A 23,902-nucleotide genomic window follows, 5' to 3' on the forward strand; every position below is an offset into this window, starting at 1 on the left:
GAACATGGATAACAAACAGCAGTCTGCACGACGGATTCAGACGATGAATAGAAAGCTTTCCCGCCTCGGCATTTCCGTGCTCGCGGCCGCATTCGCGCCGGCTTTGCTGGCTGCGAACCTGCAGAGTGTCGATGTGGCGGCACTGCCGGGCGATCGCGTGGAGCTGAAGCTGGGCTTCGACGAGCCGGTGGCCGCGCCGCGTGGCTACACCATTGAGCAGCCGGCGCGTATCGCGCTGGATTTGCCGGGTGTGCAGAACAAACTGGGCAGCAAGAACCGCGAACTGGGCGTGGGCAATGCCCGCAGCCTGACCGTGGTCGAGGCGAAGGATCGTACTCGCCTGATCGTGAATCTGGCGACCCTCGTGCCCTACAGCACCCGTGCGGAAGGTTCGAACCTGTACGTCGTGGTCGGCGCAGGCGCAGCGACCTCCAGCTCCTACGCCTCCGCGGCGCCGACTTCGGCACCGGCGGCCAAGCCTGCGGCGCCCAAGCCTTACGTCCCGGCTGGCAAGGCGATCCGCAATATCGACTTCCAGCGTGGCGAGCAGGGTGAAGGCAACGTTGTCATCGACCTGTCCGATCCGACCGTCAGCCCCGATATCCAGGAGCAGGGCGGCAAGATTCGCCTGGACTTCCCGCGTACCCAGCTGCCGGACAATCTGCGCGTCCGCCTGGATGTGAAGGACTTCGCTACCCCGGTACAGCTGGTCAACGCCTCCGCGGTGGGTGACAAGGCCAGCATCACCATTGAACCGACCGGCCTATACGACTACCTCGTCTACCAGACCGACAACCGCATGACCGTCAGCATCAAGCCGCTGACCCAGGACGATGCCGAGAAGCGCAAGAAGGACACCTTCGCCTACACCGGTGAAAAGCTGTCGCTGAACTTCCAGGACATCGATGTGCGCTCGGTGCTGCAGCTGATCGCTGACTTCACTGACCTGAACCTGGTGGCTTCGGACACTGTGCAGGGCAACATCACCCTGCGCCTGCAGAACGTGCCGTGGGATCAGGCGCTGGACCTGGTACTCAAGACCAAGGGCTTGGACAAGCGCAAGGTCGGCAACGTACTGCTGGTCGCGCCGGCTGACGAGATCGCGGCTCGCGAGCGTCAGGAGCTGGAAGCGCAGAAGCAGATCTCCGAACTGGCTCCGCTGCGTCGTGAGCTGATTCAGGTGAACTACGCCAAGGCGGCGGACATTGCCAAGCTGTTCAGCTCCGTGACCGGCAGTGGTGGTGGCGCTCCGGGCGTTGCGGCGGCTGCGCAGGGCGACAACCGCGGTTCGATCACCGTGGACGACCGTACCAACAGCATCATCGCTTACCAGACCCAGGATCGCCTGGACGAGCTGCGCCGCATCGTGGCCCAGCTGGACATCCCGGTTCGTCAGGTGATGATCGAGGCGCGCATCGTCGAAGCCAACGTCGACTACACCAAGGAGCTGGGTGTGAACTGGAGCGGCTCGCTCTCCGGTCACGGCAACTTCGATGTCTCCGGCGGCACCAACAGCACCGGCAACACCTTCGTTGACCTGGGTACCTCCAATACCACTCCGACCTCGGGCATCAGCATCGGCTTCACCACCAACAACACCATCCTGGATCTCCAGCTCAACGCCATGGAGAAAACCGGTAACGGTGAAGTGGTGTCGCAGCCGAAGGTGGTCACCTCGGACAAGGAAACCGCGAAGATCCTGAAGGGCTCGGAAATTCCTTACCAGGAAGCCAGCTCCAGCGGCGCAACCTCGGTGTCCTTCAAGGAGGCGGCACTGTCGCTGGAAGTGACTCCGCAGATCACTCCTGACAACCGCATCATCATGGAAGTGAAGGTCAACAAGGACGAGCCGGACTACGCCAACGCCCTGAACGGCGTACCGCCGATCAAGAAGAACGAGGTGAACGCTAAAGTGCTGGTCAACGATGGTGAAACCATCGTGATCGGTGGCGTGTTCTCCAACACCCAGACCAAGTCCACGGCCAAGGTGCCGTTCCTGGGCGACGTGCCGATGATCGGCCGCCTGTTCAAGAACGACTATGTGACCGACAGCAAGAATGAGCTGCTGGTTTTCCTTACCCCGCGGATCATGAATAATCAGGCCATTGCCATCGGCCGTTGATCAATGTCGTGTCCAATTTGATTCTGGTAGGCCCGATGGGTGCTGGTAAAAGCACCATCGGGCGTCTTCTCGCCAAAGAGCTTCACCTCGTCTTCAAAGATTCGGATAAAGAGATCGAGCAGCGCTGCGGAGCCAACATCCCCTGGATATTCGATGTCGAGGGCGAGGCTGGCTTCCGTGAGCGTGAGCAGGCGATGCTGGCCGAGCTGTGCGATGAAGTGGGCATGGTCATCGCCACGGGCGGCGGCGCCGTCATGCGCGACGCCAATAGGCTCATCCTCAAAAGCGGCGGCAAGGTGATCTACCTGCACGCTTCGGTCGAGCAGCAGATTTCTCGCACGGCACGCGACAAGAATCGCCCGCTGCTGCAGAAGCCCAATCCGGAACAGATCCTTCGTGATCTCATGCAGATGCGCGATCCGCTTTATCGCGAAATAGCCGACGTGATCATCGAAACCGACGAGCGGCCTCCGCGGCTCGTCGTGCTGGAGATCATCGAGCGCCTGCGTGAGCTGGAGCGCCATTAACGGCGCTGCAATCTGCGGTATCCTAGTCCCCTTTCTTGCCTGGGGGTTTCATGCGCACACTCAACGTCGATCTGGCCGATCGCAGCTACCCGATCTATATCGGCGAGGGGCTGCTGGACGATCCGCGCTACTTCGAGCCGCACATCCGCGGCCGTCAGGTAGCCATCGTCACCAACGAAACCATCGCGCCGCTGTACCTGGATCGACTGCAGAAGACCCTGGCCGGCTACAAGGTCACCACGGTCGTGCTCCCCGACGGCGAGGCCTACAAGCAGTGGGAAACCCTGCAACTGATCTTCGATGGCCTGCTGACTGCGCGCCACGACCGCAAGACCACTCTGATCGCCCTCGGCGGCGGCGTCATCGGCGACATGACCGGTTTCGCCGCGGCCTGCTACCAGCGTGGCGTCGACTTCATCCAGGTGCCGACCACCCTGCTGTCCCAGGTGGATTCCTCGGTGGGCGGCAAGACCGGCATCAACCACCCGCTGGGCAAGAACATGGTCGGGGCCTTCTACCAGCCCCAGGCCGTGGTCATCGATACCGTCACCCTGAAGACCCTGCCGCCGCGCGAGCTGTCGGCGGGCCTGGCGGAAGTGGTCAAGTACGGCTTCATCTGCGACGAGCCTTTCCTCACCTGGCTGGAAGCGCACATGGATGATCTATTGGCGCTGGAACCGACAGCGTTGACCGAGGCGATCGAGCGTTCCTGCGCGGCCAAGGCTCGCGTGGTCGGCGCCGACGAGAAGGAAACCGGCGTGCGCGCCACCCTCAACCTGGGCCATACCTTCGGCCACGCCATCGAGACTCACATGGGTTATGGCGTCTGGCTGCACGGCGAAGCCGTGGGTGCGGGAACCGTGATGGCACTTGAGATGTCGCATCGGCTGGGATGGCTAACAAAGGCCGAACTCGATCGCGGAGTCCGCCTGCTCGCCGCGGCGAAGCTACCGGTGGTCCCGCCGCAAGAAATGAGCGCCGAGCATTTTCTCGAGCACATGGCCGTCGACAAGAAAGTGCTCGATGGCCGTCTGCGTCTGGTATTGCTCCAAGGGCTGGGGGGCGCGGTCGTCACTGCCGAATTCCCCCGTGAGATTCTGGAAGAAACACTGCGCGCTGACTACCAGGCACTGGTCGGTCAGGCAGGAGAACACTGAGGTCCCATGTCCAGCTTGCATGCCGATGAGGCCTTCCTGGCCCACTACCAGTTCAGCCACGATCCGTTCGCACCGCGGGTTCCGGGGTTCAAGTTCTTCCCGGCGCAGCGCAAGCCCGTACTGGGGCAGCTGCACCACCTGGCGCGTTACAGCCAGCTGCTGCTGGCCGTCACCGGTCCGCTGGGTAGCGGCAAGACCCTGTTGCGCCAGGCCCTTGTGGCCAGTACCAACAAGGACGCCGTCTCCAGTGTGGTGATTTCCGGTCGCTCAGTGACCGATGAAGCCACTCTGCTGCGCCAGCTCGCGCAAGGCCTGGGCATCACCCAGACCAGCATCGAGGCGATCCTCGCCAAGGTCGCCCAGCTGGCGATCACCGGCCAGGACGTCTACCTGCTGGTGGATGACGCCGAGCAACTACGCGACGACGCCCTCGAAGTCCTGCTGCTGCTCGCGGCCGGCAACTCCGAAGCGCGCCTGCACGTCTTCCTGTTCGGCGAGCCCGAGCTGCTGTCGCGCCTCGAAGTGCTGTCCGAGGGCGAGGAGCGCTTCCACGCGATCGAGCTGCAGCCATACAGCGAGGAAGAAACCCGCGAGTACCTGGCGCAGCGCCTGGAAGGTGCGGGGCAGGGCATCGAGCTGATCTCGGCCGACCTGCTGGCCGACATCCACGAGCAATCCGGCGGCTGGCCCGGCACCATCAACCAGACCGCCCGCGATGCGATGATCGAAGCGATGCTGGCCGACCGCAGTGGCGAGCGCAAAGCCGCCGGCGCCGGCTTCAAGCTGCCGAAAAAGCACCTGGCGATCCTCGGCGTGGTTGCCATCGGCGTCATCGCTGCCTGGTTCATGCAAGGCAAGACCACCAAACCTGAGACCGCGAACAACACCGCCGCGCAGACCTCGTCGCAACTGCCGCTGGGCGGCGCCGCTGCTTCGCAGCCGGGCGCGCAGCCACAGCCGGATGCCCAGGGCAATGGCCCGTCGGTGGAGTTCGCCGGTTCCAACCAGCCACTGCCGCTGCCGCTGGTGGGCGAAAGCCAGCCGGTGATCCGCGAGCCCATGGCGCAGGCCGGTGGCCAGGAAGATGCCGACGAAGGCGCCATGCCGTCCGCGGCCATTCCGCCGACAGTGACCACCACCGCGCCGCCGGTGACCCCGCTGGCGAACAATGGCCCGAAACCGCTGAACCCGGTGCCGGCGGCTCCCGTCCAGCAGCAGGTCGCGATCCAGCCCGCCCCGACGCCTGCGCCCACGCCGCGTCCGGAGCCGGTCAAGCCTGCCGCCACCGCGCCGGCCAAGCCCGTCCAGGCTGCCAAGCCGGCTGCGACCAAGCCCGCTACTACCGTTGCCAGCGCCAAGCCGGCAACCGCTGCCAGCAAACCTGCGGCTGCGACCGGTGGCAGTGCCGGCGGCAGCAGTTGGTACCAGGCCCAGTCCGGTTCGCGCTATTCGGTACAGGTGCTTGGCACCGGCTCCGAAGCCAGCGCCAAGGCCTTCATCAGCCAGCAGGGCGGTGGCGACTATCGCTACTTCCGCAAGAACCTGCAGGGCAAGCCCTTCTATGTGGTGACCTATGGCAACTTTGCCGACCGCACTGCTGCGCAGGCTGCGATCAAGAAGCTGCCGGCGAAGATCCAGGCCTCCAAGCCCTGGGCCCGTCCGTTCTCCAGCATCCAGCAGGACATCGCCGGGGCGCGCTGAAAGGTCGCACTGCCGCAATCCTGAAAAAGCCGAGCCCCGTACCACGGGGCTCGGCTTTTTTATTGGCTTGTGTCTTTTGCTGCGTTCTTATAAAAATGCGACATCGGGTGTCAGCAGTGCGTCAAAAAAAACAGTGACGTCGCTTTCCCCATGTGTACAATGACCTCCCTTTGCCTATCGGAAACTTGCCGCTTGAGCGAGTAGACAGGCGAAGTGCTTGAAGAGGGTCTGCTGACGTTTCGTCATGGCCAGGGCCGGAACCGCCGCTACGTTGGGTAAGACGTGGCAACTCGCGCGGAACGGTCATTCCAGGTGAACCAGGGGCTAGAACGGCGCTGCACGATAGATGCGGCCCGAGCCTTTGCGGTGCGCGGGAAACGAGCCTGCACGGCGAAACAGGGCGATGGCGAAACGTCAGCAGACCCTGGAATTTATAAAAGTTTTGCCGGTGAGAGTTCCCTATGAAAGCAGGTCTGTACCATCCTGAGACGTTCAAGGATAACTGCGGATTCGGTCTGATCGCCCATATGACGGGCGAGGCAAGCCACGAACTTCTGCAAACCGCCATCGAAGCACTGACCTGCATGACCCACCGAGGTGGGATCAACGCGGACGGGAAAACCGGGGACGGCTGTGGGCTGCTGATCCAGAAGCCCGACCAGTTCCTGCGCGCCGTGGCCAAGGAGTCCTTCAACGCCGAGCTGCCCGCCCAGTACGCCGTGGGCATGGTCTTCTTCAACCAGGACCCGGTGAAAGCCGAAGCCGCCCGCGCGAACATGAATCGCGAGATCGAGCGTGCCGGCCTGAAGCTGGTCGGCTGGCGCAAGGTGCCGATCGACACCAGCGTCCTGGGTCGCCTGGCGCTGGAGCGCCTGCCGCAGATCGAGCAGGTGTTCATCGGTGGTGAAGGCCTGTCCGACCAGGAATTCGCGGTCAAGCTGTTCAGCTCCCGTCGCCGCTCCTCCGTGGCCAACGCCGAGGACGCCGACCACTACATCTGCAGCTTCTCGCACAAGACCATCATCTATAAGGGCCTGATGATGCCGGCGGACCTCGCCGCCTTCTATCCGGACCTCTCCGACGAGCGCCTGAAGACCGCCATCTGCGTCTTCCACCAGCGCTTCTCGACCAACACCCTGCCGAAGTGGCCGCTGGCCCAGCCGTTCCGCCTGCTGGCGCACAACGGTGAGATCAACACCATCACTGGCAACCGCAACTGGGCCCAGGCCCGTCGCGCCAAGTTCGCCAACGAGTGGATGCCCGATCTCGACGAGCTCGGCCCGCTGGTCAACCGCGTGGGTTCGGACTCCTCCAGCATGGACAACATGCTCGAGCTGATGGTTACCGGCGGCATGGACATGTTCCGTGGCCTGCGCATGATCATTCCGCCGGCCTGGCAGAACGTCGAGACCATGGACGCCGACCTGCGCGCGTTCTACGAGTTCAACTCGCTGCACATGGAGCCGTGGGACGGCCCCGCCGGCGTCGTGCTGACCGACGGCCGCTACGCCGTCTGCCTGCTCGACCGCAACGGTCTGCGTCCCTCGCGCTGGGTCACCACCAAGAACGGCTACATCACCCTCGCCTCGGAAATCGGCGTGTGGGACTACAAGCCCGAGGATGTCATCGCCAAGGGCCGTGTCGGTCCGGGCCAGATCCTCGCGGTGGACACCGAGACCGGCCAGCTGCTGCAGACCGAGGACATCGACAACCGCCTGAAGTCGCGCCACCCGTACAAGCAGTGGCTGCGCCAGAGCGCGCTGCGCATCCAGGCCACCCTGGACGATGACCAGGGCGTTGCCAGCTACGACGGCGACCAGCTCAAGCAATACATGAAGATGTTCCAGGTCACCTTCGAGGAGCGTGACCAGGTGCTGCGCCCGCTCGCCGAGCAGGGCCAGGAAGCTGTCGGCTCGATGGGCGACGACACCCCGATGGCAGTGCTGTCCAAGCGCATCCGCTCGCCGTACGACTACTTCCGTCAGGTCTTCGCGCAGGTCACCAACCCGCCGATCGACCCGCTGCGCGAAGCGATCGTGATGTCCCTGGAAACCTGTCTGGGCATCGAGCAGAACATCTTCGAAGAGTCCCCGCACCACGCCAACCAGGCGATCCTGACCACCCCGGTGATCTCCCCGGCGAAGTGGCGGACCCTGATGAACCTGGAGCGTCCGGGCTTCGACCTGCACCACATCGACCTGAACTACGATGAGTCCGTCGGCCTCGAATCGGCCGTGCGCAACATCGCCGATCAGGCCGAGGAAGCCGTGCGCGCCGGCAAGGTGCTGCTGGTGCTGTCCGACCGTCACATCGCCCCCGGCAAGCTGCCGGTGCATGCGGCCCTGGCCGTCGGCGCCGTGCATCACCGCCTGGTGCAGACCGGTCTGCGTTGCGACTCCAACATCCTGGTGGAAACCGCCACCGCCCGTGACCCTCACCACTTCGCGGTTCTCGTGGGCTTCGGCGCGTCCGCGGTTTACCCGTACCTCGCCTACGAAGTGCTGGCCGACCTGATCCGCACCGGCGAAGTGCTGGGCGATCTCTACGAGGTCTTCAAGTACTACCGCAAGGGCATCTCCAAGGGGATGCTGAAGATCCTCTCGAAGATGGGCATCTCCACCATCGCCTCCTACCGTGGCGCCCAGTTGTTCGAAGCCATCGGCCTGGCCGACGAAGTCACCGGCCTGTGCTTCCCGGGTACCCCGAGCCGCATCCAGGGGGCGCGCTTCCTCGACATCGAGAACGAGCAGAAGCTGCTGGCGTTCGAAGCCTGGAACAACCGCAAGCCGATCCAGCAGGGTGGCCTGCTGAAGTTCGTTTACGGTGGCGAGTACCACGCCTACAACCCGGACGTGGTGAACACCCTGCAGGCTGCCGTGCAGCAGGGCGACTACGCCAAGTTCAAGGAATACACCGCGCTGGTCGACCAGCGCCCGGTCTCCATGCTGCGCGACCTGCTCAAGGTGAAGACCAGCGAGCAGCCGCTGAGCCTGGACGAGATCGAGCCGCTGGAGTCCATCTTCAAGCGCTTCGACGCTGCCGGCATCTCCCTCGGCGCGCTGTCGCCGGAGGCCCACGAGGCCCTGGCCGAAGCGATGAACCGCCTGGGCGGCCGCTCCAACTCCGGTGAGGGTGGCGAAGACCCGGCGCGCTACGGCACGCTGCGCAGCTCGAAGATCAAGCAGGTGGCCACCGGCCGCTTCGGTGTGACCCCGGAATATCTGGTCAACGCCGAAGTCCTGCAGATCAAGGTGGCCCAGGGCGCCAAGCCTGGCGAGGGCGGCCAGCTGCCCGGCGGCAAGGTCAATGGCCTGATCGCCCGCCTGCGCTACGCGGTTCCCGGCGTGACCCTGATCTCGCCGCCGCCGCACCACGACATCTACTCCATCGAAGACCTCGCCCAGCTGATCTTCGACCTCAAGCAGGTCAACCCGCAGGCGCTGGTATCGGTGAAGCTGGTATCCGAGCCGGGCGTGGGCACTATCGCCGCCGGCGTGGCCAAGGCCTATGCGGACCTGATCACCATCTCCGGCTATGACGGCGGCACCGGCGCATCGCCGATCACCTCTATCAAGTACGCGGGTTCCCCGTGGGAGCTGGGCCTCGCCGAGGCGCACCAGACCCTGCGCGGCAACGACCTGCGCGGCAAGGTCCGGGTGCAGACCGACGGCGGCCTGAAGACCGGCCTGGACGTCATCAAGGCGGCCATCCTCGGCGCCGAGAGCTTCGGCTTCGGCACCGCGCCGATGATCGCCCTGGGCTGCAAATACCTGCGTATCTGCCACCTGAACAACTGCGCCACCGGCGTCGCCACCCAGAACGACAAGCTGCGCAAGGACCACTTCATCGGCACCGTGGACATGGTGGTGAACTTCTTCACCTTCATCGCCAGCGAAACCCGTGAATGGCTGGCCGAGCTCGGCGTGCGCAGCCTGGAAGAACTGATCGGCCGCACCGACCTGCTGGAGATCCTGCCGGGCGAAACGCCCAAGCAGGGCAACCTCGACCTCACGCCGCTGCTGGGCAGCGACCTGATCCCGGCCGAGAAGCCGCAGTTCTGCGAAGTCGAGAAGAATCCGCCGTTCGACCAGGGTCTGCTGGCCGAGAAGATGGTCGAGCTGTCGCGTTCGGCCATCGAGGGCGCCAAGGGCGGCGAGTACGAATTGGACATCTGCAACTGCGACCGTTCCATCGGCGCGCGGATTTCCGGTGAGATCGCCAAGGTCCACGGCAATCAGGGCATGGCCAAGTCGCCGATCACCTTCCGCTTCAAGGGCACCGCGGGCCAGAGCTTCGGCGTGTGGAACGCCGGCGGCCTGCACCTGTACCTGGAAGGCGACGCCAACGACTACGTCGGCAAGGGCATGACCGGCGGCAAGCTGGTCGTCACTCCGCCCAAGGGCAGCCCGTTCAAGTCGCAGGAATCGGCCATTGTCGGCAACACCTGCCTGTACGGCGCCACCGGCGGCAAGCTGTTCGCCGCCGGCACCGCGGGCGAGCGTTTCGGCGTGCGCAACTCCGGCGCCCATGCCGTGGTTGAAGGCACCGGTGACCACTGCTGCGAATACATGACCGGCGGTTTCATCTGCGTACTGGGCAAGACCGGCTACAACTTCGGCTCCGGCATGACCGGCGGCTTCGCTTATGTCCTCGACCTGGACAACACCTTCGTCGACCGCGTGAACCATGAGCTGGTGGAAATCCAGCGCATCAGCGGCGAAGCGATGGAGGCCCAGCGCAACCATCTGCGCAAGGTGCTGGTCGAGTACGTGGCGGAAACGGCGAGTGAGTGGGGCGCACATCTGCTGGAGAACCTCGACGACTACCTGCGTCGGTTCTGGCTGGTGAAACCGAAGGCCGCAAGCCTCGGTTCCCTGCTGACCAGCACTCGTGCCAACCCGCAATAAGCGCCTGAAGTTTGATGAGGTCTGAAAATGTCTGAACGTCTTAACAATGACTTCCAGTTCATCGAAGTCGGGCGCAAGGATCCGAAGAAGAAGCTTCTTCGCCAGCGCAAGCGCGAGTTCGTGGAAATCTACGACCTGTTCAAGCCGCAGCAGGCGGCTGACCAGGCCCACCGTTGCCTGGGCTGCGGCAACCCGTACTGCGAGTGGAAGTGCCCGGTACACAACTTCATCCCCAACTGGTTGAAGCTGGTCTCCGAAGGCAACATCCTCGCCGCCGCCGAACTGTCCCACCAGACCAACACCCTGCCGGAAGTCTGCGGCCGGGTGTGCCCGCAGGACCGCCTGTGCGAAGGCGCCTGCACCCTGAACGACGGCTTCGGTGCGGTCACCATCGGCTCGGTGGAGAAGTACATCACCGACACCGCCTTCGCCATGGGTTGGCGCCCCGACATGTCCAAGGTCAAGCCCACCGGCAAGCGCGTCGCCGTCATAGGCGCGGGCCCGGCGGGCCTGGGCTGCGCCGACGTGCTGGTGCGCAATGGCGTGGCTCCGGTGGTGTTCGACAAGAACCCGGAAATCGGCGGCCTGCTGACCTTCGGCATCCCCGAGTTCAAGCTGGAGAAGCAGGTGCTCTCGCGCCGTCGCGAAGTCTTCACCGGCATGGGTATCGAGTTCCGCCTGAACACGGAGATCGGCAAGGACGTCACCATGGAGCAGCTGCTCGATGAGTACGATGCCGTGTTCATGGGCATGGGCACCTACACCTACATGAAAGGCGGCTTCCCCGGCGAGGACCTGCCCGGCGTGCACGATGCGCTGGACTTCCTGATCGCCAACGTGAACCGCAACCTGGGCTTCGAGAAGTCGCCGGAAGACTTCGTCGACATGAAGGGCAAGCGTGTCGTGGTACTGGGCGGTGGCGACACCGCGATGGACTGCAACCGCACCTCCATTCGTCAGGGCGCCAAGAGCGTGACCTGCGCCTACCGCCGTGACGAAGAAAACATGCCCGGCTCGCGCAAAGAGGTGAAGAACGCCAAGGAAGAGGGCGTGAAGTTCCTCTTCAACCGCCAGCCCATCGCCATCGTCGGCGAGGACAAGGTGGAAGGCGTGAAGGTGGTCGAGACCCGTCTCGGCGAGCCGGACGCCCGTGGCCGTCGCAGCCCCGAGCCGATCCCGGGTTCCGAGGAAATCATCCCGGCAGAAGCCGTGCTGATCGCCTTCGGCTTCCGCCCGAGCCCGGCCCCGTGGTTCGACCAGCACCAGGTGGAAATCGACAGCCAGGGCCGCGTCATCGCCCCGGCTGCCTCGCAGTTCAAGCACCAGACCAGCAACCCGAAGATCTTTGCCGGTGGCGACATGGTCCGCGGTTCCGACCTGGTGGTGACCGCGATCTTCGAAGGCCGCACCGCCGCCGAAGGCATCCTGGACTACCTGGGCGTCTGAGTGCGATCCACGAAGGGCGGGTAACGCCTCTGGCGTTATGCGCCCTTCGTGGATGACGCAGCGACAAACTGTCGCGATAGACAAAAGGCACGGCACCCGCCGTGCCTTTTCTTTTGGGCTTTGCGAAAATACCCGCACTTTTTTGCCGGATGCCGTTATGACTGCCTTGAAGAACGATCGCTTCCTCCGCGCCCTGCTCAAGCAGCCCGTCGATGTCACCCCTGTCTGGATGATGCGCCAGGCCGGCCGCTACCTGCCGGAGTACCGCGCCACCCGCGCCAAGGCCGGTGACTTCATGAGCCTGTGCATGAACCCGCAGATGGCCTGCGAAGTGACCCTGCAGCCGCTGGACCGCTACCCGCAGCTGGACGCGGCGATCCTCTTCTCCGACATCCTCACCATCCCCGACGCCATGGGCCAGGGCCTGTACTTCGAAACCGGCGAAGGCCCGCGTTTCAAGAAGGTCGTCAGCAACCTGGCCGACATCGAAGCCCTGCCGATCCCTGACCCGGAAAAGGACCTTGGCTACGTGATGGACGCCGTGCGTACCATCCGCAGCGAACTGAACGGCCGCGTGCCGCTGATCGGCTTCTCCGGCAGCCCCTGGACCCTGGCCACCTACATGGTCGAAGGTGGTTCCAGCCGTGACTTCCGCAAGACCAAGGCGATGCTCTACGAAAACCCGCAGGCCCTGCACGCGCTGCTGGACAAGCTGGCGCAGTCGGTCACCAGCTACCTGAATGGCCAGATTCTCGCGGGCGCACAGGCGGTGCAGATTTTCGATTCCTGGGGTGGTGCGCTGTCGGCAGCGGCGTACCAGGAGTTCTCCCTGGCCTACATGCAGAAGATCGTCGACGGCCTGATCCGCGAACACGAAGGGCGCCGCGTACCGGTGATCCTCTTCACCAAGGGCGGCGGCCTGTGGCTGGAGTCCATGGCCAACACTGGCGCCGAAGCGCTGGGCCTGGACTGGACCTGCGACATCGGCAGCGCTCGCGCCCGCGTCGGCGACAAGGTGGCCCTGCAGGGGAACATGGACCCGGCGGTGCTCTACGCCAAGCCGGAAGCCATCCGCGCTGAAGTGGCGCGTATCCTCGGTGCCTTCGGTAATGGCAATGGCCACGTGTTCAACCTTGGCCATGGTGTCACCCCGGAAGTCGATCCTGCCCATGCCGGCGCCTTCTTCGAGGCGGTGCACGAGCTGTCGGCGCAGTATCACTGAGCCTGATGCTTCACTGAAAAGCCCCGCAAATGCGGGGCTTTTTTGTGGCTTCCTGTAGGAGCGGGCCATGCCCGCGATCCGCCGGCAGGGCCGGCGCTTTCTTTTGCTCTGGTGTTGCAGGTTTGCTGCGTTGGCTTGGGTGTTTCTGCACCGCTTCAGCGAGTCCTTCTGAACGGGGCATTCGGCGTGTGCTGATGTTTCTCTGGAAGATCTTAAGAGCCGGAGCATTGGCTCTTCGTAGGAGCGAGGGGGACACCATCGTTATTGTTCGCGAACCGCAAGGCACGACGTTCCACGACGCAATGAAAAAAGCCCCGCTCTGCAGCGGGGCTTTTTCGTTCCCTCATGGAGCTTCAGGCCCCATCAGAGTGCATCACGCAGCGTCGCCCACCAGGCCGGCGGCGCGCTGGGACTTGCGGCGGTTGGACACCAGCAGGCCGGAGCAGACCACCACGACGGTCAGCAGGGTGGTGGCGACCACTTCCATGCGATGGTCCGGGCGGATCAGCATGATCACCAGGGCACCGACGATGAAGAGGATCACCGCCCAGGTCAGCCAGGGGAACAGCCACATCTTCAGCTTCAGCTGGTGGCCCTGGGCGAGCAGCTTCTTGCGCATGCGCAGCTGCGACATGGCGATCACCAGGTACACCAGCAGGGCGATGGCGCCGGAGCTGGCCAGCAGGAAGTTGAACACTTCGGCCGGGGCCAGGTAGTTGGCGAAGGTGCACAGGAAGGCCATGGCGGTGGACAGCAGCACGGCGTAGACCGGGGTGCGGCTGGCGCTGGTTACCTGGGCGATCTTCGGTGCGTCACCGCGCTTGCTCAGCGAGTACATCATGCGCGAAGCGGTGTAGAGCGCCGAGTTCAGGCAACTGGTGACCGAGACCAGCACGATGATGTCGACGATCAGCTTGGCGTAGGGGATGTGCAGGTGTTCCAGCACGGTCTGGTAGGAGCCCATGCTCACCAGGCGCGGGTCGTTCCACGGTACCAGGCAGACCACGATCAGGATCGACAGCAGGTAGAACAGCGCGATACGCCAGATCACCGAGTTGGTGGCGCGGGTGATCTGCTGCTCCGGGTCCTTGGACTCGGTGGCGGCGATGGTGACGATTTCCGAACCCATGAAGGAGAACATGGTGGTCAGCAGCGCGGCGAGCACGGCGCCCCAGCCCTTGGGCAGGAAGCCTTCGCTGGTCAGGTGGCCGATGCCGGAGACTTCGCTGTTGGGCGAGAAGCCGAAGATGGCCGCGCAGCCCAGCACCAGGAAGGCAATGATCGAGACGACCTTGATCAGCGCCAGCCAGAACTCGAACTCACCGTAGTTCTTCACGCTGAACAGGTTGGTCACGGTCAGCGCGGAGGTGATCAGGAAGGCCAGTACCCAGATCGGCGCGCCGGGGAACCAGGCGTGGATGATCGCGGCGGCGGCGTTGGCTTCCAGCGGGATCACCAGGACCCAGAACCACCAGTACAGCCAGCCGATGGTGAAACCGGCCCAGTGACCGATGGCGCGGTCGGCGTAGGTGGAGAAGGAGCCGCTGTCCGGCTGCGCGACGGCCATTTCGGCCAGCATGCGCATCACCAGGACCACCAGCAGGCCGGCGACCAGATAGGAGACCATGACGGCCGGGCCAGCTTCGGCGATGGCGTGGCCGGAGCCTACGAACAGGCCCGCGCCAATGGCACCGGCGATCGAAAGCATCGTGACGTGACGATTTTGCAGGCCCTGGGAGAGCCCGGAAGAGGGGGTGCTGCTCATGCTTTACCTACAACTACGGAGGGAATTGCGTACTGCGGGAGTCGAGGTCCGTTTCAGGATTCCAACAAGTCGTTCAAGAAATTGAACGCAAGTATCGCGCCACATTCTGTTACGACTTAAGTTGTAGGTTGGGGTGTTTCGCTACGAGCCCCGTGGCAAAGGCATTGCTGAAAACGACATCCATGTCTTTGTACGACCGTTCCATGTCGTTTTCAGGCATGCAGTTTGTTTTGTGTGTAGAAACTACCCAGCTTTGTTGAGTGCGGGCAGGTCGCGCGGTAACACCGGCAGGCGCGCCAGGTGCAGGGCCACCAGCAGGCCGATGCCCAGCAGGCTGGCGATGAACAGGCCCACGCCGTTCCAGCCGTACTGGTGCCAGAAGAGGCCGCCAGCAGTGCCGGCGACGCTGGAGCCGGTGTAGTAGCAGAACAGGTACAGCGACGAGGCCTGGCCCTTGGCCTTCAGGGCGCGGCGGCCGATCCAGCTGCTGGCCACCGAGTGCGCGCCGAAGAAGCCGAAGGTGAACACCAGCAGGCCGACCAGCACCAGGGCCAGCGGTTGCAGCAGGGTGATCAGTACGCCACCGAGCATCAGCGCGATCATCGCCCAGAGCACCTTGCGCCGGCCCAGCTTGTCGGCCAGCGAGCCGACCCACGCCGAGCTGTAGATGCCCGACAGGTAGACCAGCGAGAGCACGCCGACGATGGCCTGGCTCAGTTGGTAGGGCTCGGCCAGCAGGCGGTAGCCGATGTAGTTGAACAGGGTGACGAAGGCACCCATCAGCAGGAAGCCGACCAGAAACAGCCAGGGCAGGCCGGCGTCGCGGAAGTGCCCGGTGAAGCCCTCGATGAGCCGACGGGGCTTGAGCTGCGCCGGGCGGAAGTTCTTCGATTCGGGAAGGATGCGCCAGAACAGCAGGGCCGCGGCCAGGGCGAGCACGCCCAGGGTGGCTAGCGCCACGTGCCAGTTCACGTAGTCCACCAGCACACCGCTGATCAGCCGTCCGCTCATGCCGCCAATGGCGTTGCCCCCGATGTACAGCCCCATGGACAGCCCGATGTGCTGCGGGTGGATTTCCTCCGACAGGTAGGTCATGCCCACCGCCGCCAGGCCGCTGAGGGAAAGGCCGAGTAGCGCGCGCATGGCCAGTACGCCGTGCCAGGTCGGCATCAGCGAGCTGCCGATGGTGAACAGCGCCGCGAAGATCAGCGAGGCGACCATGATCGATTTGCGACCGATGGCGTCGGAGATCGGGCCGGTGACCAGCAGGCCGAAGGCCATGGTGATGGTGGAGATCGACAGCACCAGGCTGCTCTGCGCGGCGGTCAGGCTGAACGCCTTGGACAACACCGGCATCATCGGCTGCACACAGTAGAGCAGGGCGAAGGTGGCGAAGCCGCCGGAGAACAACGCAAGCGATGTGCGCATGAATTCCGGGGTGCCTTTCTCGATGTAGGTTTCGATCTCTTCGACGGCGCGCACCACGTCGTCGTTGGCTTCACGCGCGCTTTCGCGCAGGTCAGGCAGCACCTCTACCGGATCGTTGGCGGCGGACGGCTCTTGGATGACAGCCGGTTCGGCCGCCATGGAATGTTCTTCCCGCAAAGCCCGCAGGGCAGGTTGGCTCACGACACACCTCAGGTTGGTAAAAGCAGGAGGGCCTGGAATGGCGGCAAAGGCCCGCGCGGCCAGGCAGAGAGCAGGTTGGTAGTCGTTATTGGGCTTGTGTGGAAAGGATAAGGAGCGGGATTTATTATTTCCAATATATTAATCGACACGTTTGAGTCGTTTTACGAATCATTGGTGGTAGGGGCCGGATGGAGCTGCGACACCTGCGTTATTTCATCGCCGTGGCGGAAGAATTGCACTTCGGCCGCGCCGCCGAGCAGCTGGGAATTTCCCAGCCGCCGCTCAGCCAGCAGATCCAGGCGTTGGAGGAAGAGATCGGCGCGCGCTTGCTGGAGCGAACCAACCGCCGTGTGGCGCTCACCGAGGCCGGCAAGCTGTTTCTCGACGAAGCGCGGCAGGTGCTGCAGCAGGTGGATCGCGCCGTCTTGCTGGCGCGGCGTGCGCATCAGGGCGAGATCGGCGAGCTGAAGGTCGGCTTCACCGCCTCGGCGCCGTTCACCTCCAGCATTCCGCGCGCCATCCTGGCGTTCCGCCAGGCCTACCCGGATGTGCATCTGGACCTGCAGGAACTGAGCAGCGGCCAGGCAGTGCAGGCGCTGCTGGAAGAGCGCGTGCAGGTCGGCCTGATCCGCCCGATCCCGCTGCCGGAAACCCTTGAGGCCGTGGAGCTGTTCAGCGAGCCGCTGGTGGCAGTGCTGCGTGCCGATCACCCGCTGGCGCAGGCCAGCCAGGAGGGTCTGGAGTTCGCCTTGCTGGCGGACGAGCCGTTCGTGTTCTTCCCGCGCAGCTATGGCACGGGCCTCTACAGTCAGCTGATGGCGCTGTCGCGGCAGGCCGGCTTCAGCCCTCGCATCGCCCAGGAAGCGGGCGAGGCGATGACCATCATCGGCCTGGTGGCCGCAGGGCTCGGCGTCTCGATGCTACCGGCGTCGTTCCGTCGGACGCGGGTGGATGGCGTGGTCTATCGCACCCTGAGCGATCCGGGCGCGACCAGTTCGGTGTGGTTGGTGCGACGGCGCAACGAGACGTCGCGCCTGGCGCAGTCGTTCTTCGACCTGGTGACCCAGGAAGTGACAGCCCTCCACAGCGGACCAGGCGCCGTCGGTCTCGAGATCAGGCGCTGAAACCTTGGTTGGCCACTGTTGGGACGCTGGTATGAATGGTCAGGAGCCGCCGAGCGGTCGTGTGGCGAAGGGTGCTCGCCCTTGTCATGGGCTTTGCATAGAATCCCGAAGTCTTGAATGGTTCTGGAGGGATGGCTCATGCGGCGCGTGGTGTTCAATCAGAAGGGCGGGGTCGGCAAGTCCAGCATCGCCTGCAACCTGGCGGCAGTGAGCGCAGCGGAGGGCTATCGCACCTTGCTGGTGGACCTGGATGCCCAGGCCAACTCCACGCACTACCTCACCGGCCTGACCGGCGAGGACCTGCCGGTGGGCATCGCCGACTTCTTCAAGCAGACGCTGTCTTCCGGGCCTTTCAGTCGCAAGGGCAAGGTCGATATCTACGAGACGCCCTTCGACAACCTGCACATCGTCACCGCCAGCCCGGAGCTGGCGGACCTGCAGCCCAAGCTCGAGCAGAAGCACAAGATCAATAAGCTGCGCAAACTGCTGGACGAGCTATCCGAAGACTACGATCGCATCTACCTGGATACCCCGCCGGCGCTGAACTTCTATACGGTTTCTGCGCTAATCGCCGCTGATCGCTGCCTGATCCCCTTTGATTGCGACAGTTTCTCCCGTCAGGCGCTTTACGGCCTGCTGCAGGAGATCGAAGAGCTGAAGGAAGACCACAACGAAGAGCTGGAAGTCGAAGGCATCGTGGTCAACCAGTTCCAGCCGCGCGCGACCCTGCCGCAGCAACTGCTGGATGAGCTGGTGGAAGAGGAACTGCCGGTGCTGCCGGTGTACCTGATGAGCTCGGTGAAGATGCGCGAGTCGCACCAGGCCTGCACCCCGCTGATCTTCCTCGAGCCGCGGCACAAACTGACCCAGCAGTTCGTCGAACTGCACAGCCTGCTGGAAGCCTGAACGCTTACTGGCTGATCAGCACATCGCAGGGCGGCCGGCGCAGGAAATAGCGCGTCGAGCTGCCCAGCATGGCCTGCTCGATGGCGCCGCGGCTGCGGCTGCCGAGCACCAGCAGGTCCGGCGTCCATTCCCGTAATGCCGTTTCCAGCGCCTGCTGGGGCGTGCCCTGCTGCACTGCGCAAAGCAATTGCGGTCCGGCGGCCGGCACCTGCGTGCGCTCATCCTGCAGCGCCTGGCGTAGCAGTTCGCGCTGGGTGTCGAGGTGGCTGTCGACGCGCCCGGCCCTCTTGCCTGGCTGGTAGGCATTGAGCGCCAGCAGCTCGGCGTCGGGCGCGAGCAGTCGGTAACCGGCGCGCCAGGCCTGGCAGGCGCAGTGCGACAGGTCCAGGCCGGCAAGAGCCTTCGCGTAAGGTTTGGCCGATTCGTCCACGGCCAGCAGGATCGGCGCGCGGCAATGTCGGGCGATGCGCTCCAGGGTGGTGCCATCGAAGCGCTCCAGCAACTGCTGATGGTGCGCACCGATCACCAGCAGGTCGGCGTTCAGTTCCTGCACTGCCTGGGTGACCGTATTCGCCGCGCGGCCCTGGCGGATCACCAACTGGTAGTCGGTGATGTCAGTGGCGCGGGCCGCATCGCGCAGCGCCACTTCGGCGGTTTCGCGCACCGTGGTCATCATGCGGTCGGGAAAGAATTCCTCGATGACGTGCAGCAGCGTGACGCTGGCACCGTGCTGGCGGGCCAGCTGGGCGGCGCGGCGCACGGCGATATCCGCCTCGACGCTGAGGTCGTGGGCGACGAGCAGGTTCCTGTACATGGTGGGCTCCCTCTGTGGCGCCTCCACTGTCGCGCCACGTAGGAAATTTCACCTTGATGCAGGGCAATGGCCCGGATTCAGCGGCTGCGCAGCTGATAGATGGCGTGGCTTTCGGCGACGACGTTGCCGTCTTCGTCCTTCAGTTGCAGGTCGAGGACGAATTCGGCCTTGCCGAGGTTCGTGGCTTCCTCGCCGATACGCTGGATGTCCTCTTCGCTGAGCCGCGCCTCGACCGTCACGTCGCTCGCTGCAGGGCGCAGGAAACGCAGGCCGGCTTCCTTGACGATGGGATAGAAGTGCCGGGCGTCGAAGCTGGTCAGCATCAGCACGCCGCCGGGCAGTTCGGCCACGGTAAACAGTGCGCCGGCGTACATGTTGCGCAGGTGGTTTTCGTTGCCCTTGAGCGGCATGCGCAGGCGCACGAGGCCCGGTTCCAGCACCTCGGCCTTTAGGCCGGTGCGCTTGACGAAGGCGATGTGCTCTTCGGTGAGTTGACGGATGAATTCCAGGTTATGACGCATGGGCGCGCTCCGATTCGCCAGCGGGGTGTGCACCCAAGCCTAGCCACACCACGCGGCCTGGCAATGACCGCGTGGATTGACCGAAACGCTCGCCTTCAGATGCCCTGGCGGGATAGCCAGTCGAGCAGTTGCGGCAGCGGCATCGCACCGCTCTGGCGCGCCACTTCCTGGCCATTGCGCAGCAGGATCAGGCTCGGGATCGAGCGGATGCCCAGACGCGTGGAGAGGTTCGGGTTGGCGTCGCTGTCCAGCTTGGCCAGGCGCACCTTGCCCGACAGCCGCGCGGCGGCCTGCTCGAACACCGGCGCAAAGCCCTTGCACGGCCCGCACCAGTCGGCCCAGACGTCCACCAGCAACGGCAAGTCGCCCTTGGCCTGGGCGGAGAAGCCGGCCTCGTCAAGGTCGAACGGCGTATCCAGCACGATCGGTGACTGGCAGCGCCCGCAACTGGGCGAATCGTTCACCCGCGTGGCGGGCACGCGGTTCAGGCCGTTGCAGTTGGGGCAGGGGATGATCAGGGAATCGGACATGGCGGGGCTCCAGAGGCTATGAAGCAAAGATGGAGTCTCGGAGGTCCGATCTCAACGGCACCTTGAATGCTTTTCCGAAGATGGGCCGACTTGGATGTCGGCCCATGTGCATCACACGCGGAAGTGACTGACCAGTGTCTGCAGTTGCCCACCCAGGCGGGCAAGCTCGACGCTGGACGCGGCGACTTCTTCGTTGGCCGAGGCGGTCTGCTCGGAGACGTCGCGGACGTTGACCACGCTGCGGCTGATTTCCTCGGCCACTGCGCTCTGTTCCTCGGCGGCGGTGGCGATCTGCTGGTTCATCGCCTGGATGTTGGAAACGGTACGGGTGATCTCGCCGAGGGACTCACCGGCCTGGCGGCTCAGGGCGACGCTGCTGGCGGTGAGTTCGCGGCTGCCGAGCATGACGCTGGAGACCTGGCGGGTGCCGCTCTGCAGACCGGCGACCAGGGCTTCGATCTCTTCGGTGGACTGCTGGGTGCGCTGGGCCAGGCCGCGCACTTCGTCGGCGACCACGGCGAAGCCGCGCCCGGCCTCGCCCGCGCGGGCGGCTTCGATGGCAGCGTTAAGGGCCAGCAGGTTGGTCTGCTCGGCCACTGACTTGATCACGTCCATGACCTTGCCGATCTTCTCGCTTTCCTGTTCGAGGCGCTGCATGGCCTCGGCGGAGCGTTCCACTTCCTCGGCCAGGCGCTCGATCTGTTCCACGGCCTTGTTCACCACGCGGTCGCCGTCCTGGGCCTGGTGGTCGGCGGCGGAGGCGGCCTGGGAGGCTTGCTCGGCGTTGCGCGCGACTTCCTGCACGGTGGCGGACATCTCGTGCATGGCGGTGGCGACCTGGTCGGTCTCGACCTTCTGGGTGTTGGCGCCGGCGCTGGTCTGCTCGGTGACGGCGGAGAGTTCTTCTGCAGCGCTGGCAATCTGGGTGACGCCGTCGCGAATGCCGCCGATCAGCTCGCGCAGGCTCTGGCTCATGCGCTGCATGCTCTGCTGCAGGCGGCCGAGTTCGTCGCGGCGGCTGACCTGGATGGTCTGTGACAGGTCGCCGGCGGCTATGCGGTCGACCACAGCCATGGTGTCGTGCAGCGGGCGGGTGATCTGGCGGGTGATGATCAGCGCAGCGATGCTGCCCAGTACCAGCGCGAGCAGGGTCACGAGGGTTTGCAGGCTGCGGGCCTTGGCGCTTTCGACGTCGCGGCGATCGAGCTGCAGCTGGTAGAGATTTTCGCTGATCTTGACGATGTCCTGGCCCTGGGCGGTCATTTCCTTGCGCGCCTGGACGATCGCGGCCATGTTCTGGCGCAGGGTCTGCACGGCGTCGCGGTAGGTGCGCAGGGCGCTGCCGAGCTGCTGGATGTACTGCGCTTCGGCGACGCCGAGCACGTTTTCCAGGGCCGGCAGGCCGGCGATGCTTTCGTCGAGGCCGCGAGTCACGCCGTCGCCGTTGCTGGTGAGTGCGGTGGCAAGATAGTCGCGCACGTCGTAGCGGGCTTGCAGCAGGTCCTCGCGGGTGCCGGTGATGGCCTGGAAGCGGGTGGCGCGCTCTTCGTCGGCCGGGGCCTTGAGGATGTCCTGCTGGATCTGAGCGGTCAGCTCGTTGGCGCGGGCGGCGTTGTCCTGCAGGATGCGGCGGGTGATGCCGGCGCTCTGGTAGCCGGCGCGCATGGCGGCCAGGGATTTCTCGTAGTCACCGATGATGCCGCCGAGCTGATCGAGCATGCGCACGTTCTCGGGGCTGACGAAGGACGCGCGCAGTTTCTGCTGCTGCGCCTTGAAGTCGGCCAGGGTGCTCATGACGTTGGCGGCTTCCTGCTCGGCGCCGTCGGCGATCATGTACTGCAGGCGAGTGATGCGCAGCTTGGTGAGGCGCGAGTTCAGTTCGGTGATGTCGCTCATCCAGTTGCTGCGGTCGATCAGCGAGCCCAGGCCGACCCAGCTGACGATGGCGAGGATGGCGGTGAAGGCGAGGACCAGGCCGAAGCCCAGGGCCAACTTGAGATTCACGCTCAGGTTGGAAATCCAGCTGTTCATTGACGATCTCCAGGAAAGGTTGTGTGAAGTCAGGCCGTTCGGAGATTGTTCTTGTTGGGGGCCAGGCGGGAGTACCGCGCTCAGTCGCTATCGGCAGCGTTCGGCAGAACCGTATGGTCGAGGCGAAAAAAACGCCGACCTGCTGCGCAGCAGGTCGGCGGTTCGGTTGAAGCGAGCGGGAAGCGGGTGTCAGGCTCCGGCGGCGTCCAGCGCCTGAGCCAGATCGGCGAGGATGTCGTCGATGTGCTCGATGCCGATGGACAGACGCACCATGTCGCGCGGCACGCCGGCCTTCTCCAGTTCTTCGTCGTTGAGCTGGCGGTGTGTGGTGGAGGCCGGGTGGCAGGCCAGGGACTTGGCGTCGCCAATGTTCACCAGGCGCACCACCAGGTTCAGCGCATCGATGAAGCGCGCGCCGGCTTCCTGCCCGCCCTTGATGCCGAACGAGAGGATCGACGCGGGCTTGCCGCCCATGTAGCGCAGCGCCAGTTCCTGCTCGGGGTGATCGGCGAGGCCGGCGTATTTCACCCAGCTGACTTGCGGGTGGTCCTGCAGGTATTGCGCGACTTTTACCGCGTTCTCGCAGTGGCGCTCCATGCGCAGGGCGAGGGTTTCCAGGCCTTGCAGGATGAGGAAGGCGTTGAACGGTGAGAGCGCGGCGCCGGTGTTGCGCAGCGGCACGACACGGCAGCGGCCGATGAAGGCGGCGGGGCCGAAGGCTTCGGTGTAGGTGACGCCGTGGTAGGACGGATCCGGCGTGTTGAGCAGCGGGAAGCGCGCCTTGTTGTCGGCCCAGGGGAATTTGCCGGAGTCGACGACGATGCCGCCGATGCTGGTGCCGTGGCCACCGATGTACTTGGTCAGCGAGTGCACGACGATGTCCGCGCCGTGCTCGAACGGGCGGCAGAGGATCGGCGTGGCGACGGTGTTGTCGACGATCAGCGGCACGCCGTGGCGGTGCGCGGCATCGGCCAGGGCCTGGAGATCGACGATGTTGCCCGCCGGGTTGCCGATGGATTCGCAGAACACCGCCTTGGTGCGTTCGTCGATCAGCGCCTCGAGGGCGGCGATGTCATCGTGCGGCGCGAAGCGGGTCTGGATGCCGAAGCGCGGCAGGGTGTGGGCGAACAGGTTGTAGGTGCCGCCGTAGAGCTTGGCCACCGAGACGATGTTGTCGCCGGCTTCGGCGACGGTCTGGATGGCGTAGGTGATGGCGGCCATGCCGGAAGCCACCGCCAGCGCGGCGACGCCGCCTTCAAGTGCGGCCACGCGCTCCTCCAGCACCGCGTTGGTGGGGTTCATGATGCGCGTGTAGATGTTGCCGGCGACCTTCAGGTCGAACAGGTCGGCACCGTGCTGGGTGTCGTCGAAGGCGTAGGAGATTCTATGTCTACCCCACCGTATCGGCCGCAGTCCGATACGGTTGCTGAGTCGTCATCAGGGCAAAGGCAATCCGGGCCAATTTGCGGGCGAGGACGGTCAGCGCCTCGATCTTTTGCA

At 64.6% G+C, this 23,902-nt stretch carries 15 protein-coding genes and 1 pseudogene; 9 read left to right on the forward strand and 7 right to left on the reverse strand.

The window, feature by feature from the left end; all coding sequences use genetic code 11:
• Positions 1–43: 43 nt before the first annotated feature.
• The 7 genes from pilQ (at position 44) to hemE (ending at position 13,082) form a co-directional block, all read left to right on the forward strand.
• Positions 44–2,122, forward strand: a complete 2,079-nt coding sequence (gene pilQ / locus IB274_RS27535; RefSeq protein ID WP_192435945.1) for a type IV pilus secretin PilQ — start codon at positions 44–46, stop codon at positions 2,120–2,122.
• A gap of 8 nt (positions 2,123–2,130) precedes the next feature.
• Positions 2,131–2,649, forward strand: coding sequence for a shikimate kinase AroK (gene aroK / locus IB274_RS27540; protein ID WP_192435946.1), 519 nt, complete (start codon positions 2,131–2,133; stop codon positions 2,647–2,649).
• Between the two features lie 50 nt (positions 2,650–2,699).
• Positions 2,700–3,806 (forward strand): 3-dehydroquinate synthase, encoded by a 1,107-nt coding sequence (gene aroB, locus IB274_RS27545; RefSeq protein WP_192435947.1) that lies wholly within the window; start codon positions 2,700–2,702, stop codon positions 3,804–3,806.
• A 6-nt stretch (positions 3,807–3,812) separates the two neighbouring features.
• Positions 3,813–5,507, forward strand: coding sequence for an AAA family ATPase (locus IB274_RS27550; RefSeq protein ID WP_192435949.1), 1,695 nt, complete (start codon positions 3,813–3,815; stop codon positions 5,505–5,507).
• A gap of 461 nt (positions 5,508–5,968) precedes the next feature.
• A complete protein-coding gene (gene gltB / locus IB274_RS27555; RefSeq protein WP_192435951.1) occupies positions 5,969–10,414 on the forward strand; it encodes a glutamate synthase large subunit in 4,446 nt (1,481 codons plus the stop codon).
• Between the two features lie 27 nt (positions 10,415–10,441).
• Positions 10,442–11,860: an FAD-dependent oxidoreductase gene (locus IB274_RS27560; protein ID WP_138213938.1), complete on the forward strand. Its 1,419-nt coding sequence runs from the start codon at positions 10,442–10,444 to the stop codon at positions 11,858–11,860.
• A 157-nt stretch (positions 11,861–12,017) separates the two neighbouring features.
• Entirely contained in the window at positions 12,018–13,082 is a 1,065-nt protein-coding gene (gene hemE, locus IB274_RS27565; RefSeq protein ID WP_192435952.1) for a uroporphyrinogen decarboxylase, read from the forward strand.
• Positions 13,083–13,455: 373 nt separating this feature from the next.
• Here the strand turns inward: hemE and gabP are convergent, their stop codons facing one another.
• Together gabP and IB274_RS27575 are read right to left on the reverse strand one after the other, a co-directional pair.
• The gene (gabP, locus tag IB274_RS27570) at positions 13,456–14,847 is read right to left on the reverse strand and encodes a GABA permease (RefSeq protein ID WP_081515427.1); all 1,392 of its coding nucleotides are present in this window, start codon (positions 14,845–14,847) and stop codon (positions 13,456–13,458) included.
• A 243-nt stretch (positions 14,848–15,090) separates the two neighbouring features.
• Entirely contained in the window at positions 15,091–16,434 is a 1,344-nt protein-coding gene (locus IB274_RS27575; protein ID WP_225615067.1) for an MFS transporter, read from the reverse strand.
• A gap of 230 nt (positions 16,435–16,664) precedes the next feature.
• Here IB274_RS27575 and IB274_RS27580 point away from each other — a divergent pair, with 230 nt between their 5' ends.
• The gene (locus IB274_RS27580) at positions 16,665–17,600 is read left to right on the forward strand and encodes a LysR family transcriptional regulator (RefSeq protein ID WP_192435953.1); all 936 of its coding nucleotides are present in this window, start codon (positions 16,665–16,667) and stop codon (positions 17,598–17,600) included.
• 138 nt (positions 17,601–17,738) lie between these two features.
• On the forward strand, positions 17,739–18,506 hold the full coding sequence (locus IB274_RS27585) for a ParA family protein (protein ID WP_192435955.1): 768 nt from the start codon (positions 17,739–17,741) through the stop codon (positions 18,504–18,506).
• 4 nt (positions 18,507–18,510) lie between these two features.
• On the opposite strand, the gene IB274_RS27590 is transcribed toward IB274_RS27585, so the two are convergent.
• From IB274_RS27590 to IB274_RS27610, 5 genes and pseudogenes are all read right to left on the reverse strand, one after another.
• On the reverse strand, positions 18,511–19,320 hold the full coding sequence (locus tag IB274_RS27590; protein WP_192435956.1) for a universal stress protein: 810 nt from the start codon (positions 19,318–19,320) through the stop codon (positions 18,511–18,513).
• Between the two features lie 77 nt (positions 19,321–19,397).
• Complete coding sequence (locus tag IB274_RS27595) at positions 19,398–19,841, reverse strand: YiiD C-terminal domain-containing protein (RefSeq protein WP_192435958.1); 444 nt, start codon at positions 19,839–19,841, stop codon at positions 19,398–19,400.
• 95 nt (positions 19,842–19,936) lie between these two features.
• The gene (gene trxC / locus IB274_RS27600; protein ID WP_192435959.1) at positions 19,937–20,371 is read right to left on the reverse strand and encodes a thioredoxin TrxC; all 435 of its coding nucleotides are present in this window, start codon (positions 20,369–20,371) and stop codon (positions 19,937–19,939) included.
• 111 nt (positions 20,372–20,482) lie between these two features.
• Positions 20,483–22,402 (reverse strand): methyl-accepting chemotaxis protein, encoded by a 1,920-nt coding sequence (locus IB274_RS27605; protein ID WP_192435963.1) that lies wholly within the window; start codon positions 22,400–22,402, stop codon positions 20,483–20,485.
• A gap of 189 nt (positions 22,403–22,591) precedes the next feature.
• A pseudogene (locus IB274_RS27610) lies at positions 22,592–23,782 on the reverse strand (bifunctional O-acetylhomoserine aminocarboxypropyltransferase/cysteine synthase); the annotation flags it as partial.
• Positions 23,783–23,902 lie beyond the last annotated feature (120 nt).

Source organism: Pseudomonas sp. PDM18 (assembly GCF_014852585.1).
GTDB lineage: Bacteria > Pseudomonadota > Gammaproteobacteria > Pseudomonadales > Pseudomonadaceae > Pseudomonas.

What these genes read in the sequence shown, in the direction of transcription:
- IB274_RS27595 (WP_192435958.1), bottom strand. Translation starts at nt 19,841, where the DNA reads ATGCGTCATAACCTGGAATTCATCCGTCAACTCACCGAAGAGCACATC.
- aroB (WP_192435947.1), top strand. Translation starts at nt 2,700, where the DNA reads ATGCGCACACTCAACGTCGATCTGGCCGATCGCAGCTACCCGATCTAT.
- IB274_RS27580 (WP_192435953.1), top strand. Translation starts at nt 16,665, where the DNA reads ATGGAGCTGCGACACCTGCGTTATTTCATCGCCGTGGCGGAAGAATTG.
- pilQ (WP_192435945.1), top strand. Translation starts at nt 44, where the DNA reads ATGAATAGAAAGCTTTCCCGCCTCGGCATTTCCGTGCTCGCGGCCGCA.
- IB274_RS27605 (WP_192435963.1), bottom strand. Translation starts at nt 22,402, where the DNA reads ATGAACAGCTGGATTTCCAACCTGAGCGTGAATCTCAAGTTGGCCCTG.
- gltB (WP_192435951.1), top strand. Translation starts at nt 5,969, where the DNA reads ATGAAAGCAGGTCTGTACCATCCTGAGACGTTCAAGGATAACTGCGGA.
- IB274_RS27590 (WP_192435956.1), bottom strand. Translation starts at nt 19,320, where the DNA reads ATGTACAGGAACCTGCTCGTCGCCCACGACCTCAGCGTCGAGGCGGAT.
- hemE (WP_192435952.1), top strand. Translation starts at nt 12,018, where the DNA reads ATGACTGCCTTGAAGAACGATCGCTTCCTCCGCGCCCTGCTCAAGCAG.
- IB274_RS27585 (WP_192435955.1), top strand. Translation starts at nt 17,739, where the DNA reads ATGCGGCGCGTGGTGTTCAATCAGAAGGGCGGGGTCGGCAAGTCCAGC.
- IB274_RS27550 (WP_192435949.1), top strand. Translation starts at nt 3,813, where the DNA reads ATGTCCAGCTTGCATGCCGATGAGGCCTTCCTGGCCCACTACCAGTTC.
- IB274_RS27575 (WP_225615067.1), bottom strand. Translation starts at nt 16,434, where the DNA reads ATGGCGGCCGAACCGGCTGTCATCCAAGAGCCGTCCGCCGCCAACGAT.
- trxC (WP_192435959.1), bottom strand. Translation starts at nt 20,371, where the DNA reads ATGTCCGATTCCCTGATCATCCCCTGCCCCAACTGCAACGGCCTGAAC.
- IB274_RS27560 (WP_138213938.1), top strand. Translation starts at nt 10,442, where the DNA reads ATGTCTGAACGTCTTAACAATGACTTCCAGTTCATCGAAGTCGGGCGC.
- gabP (WP_081515427.1), bottom strand. Translation starts at nt 14,847, where the DNA reads ATGAGCAGCACCCCCTCTTCCGGGCTCTCCCAGGGCCTGCAAAATCGT.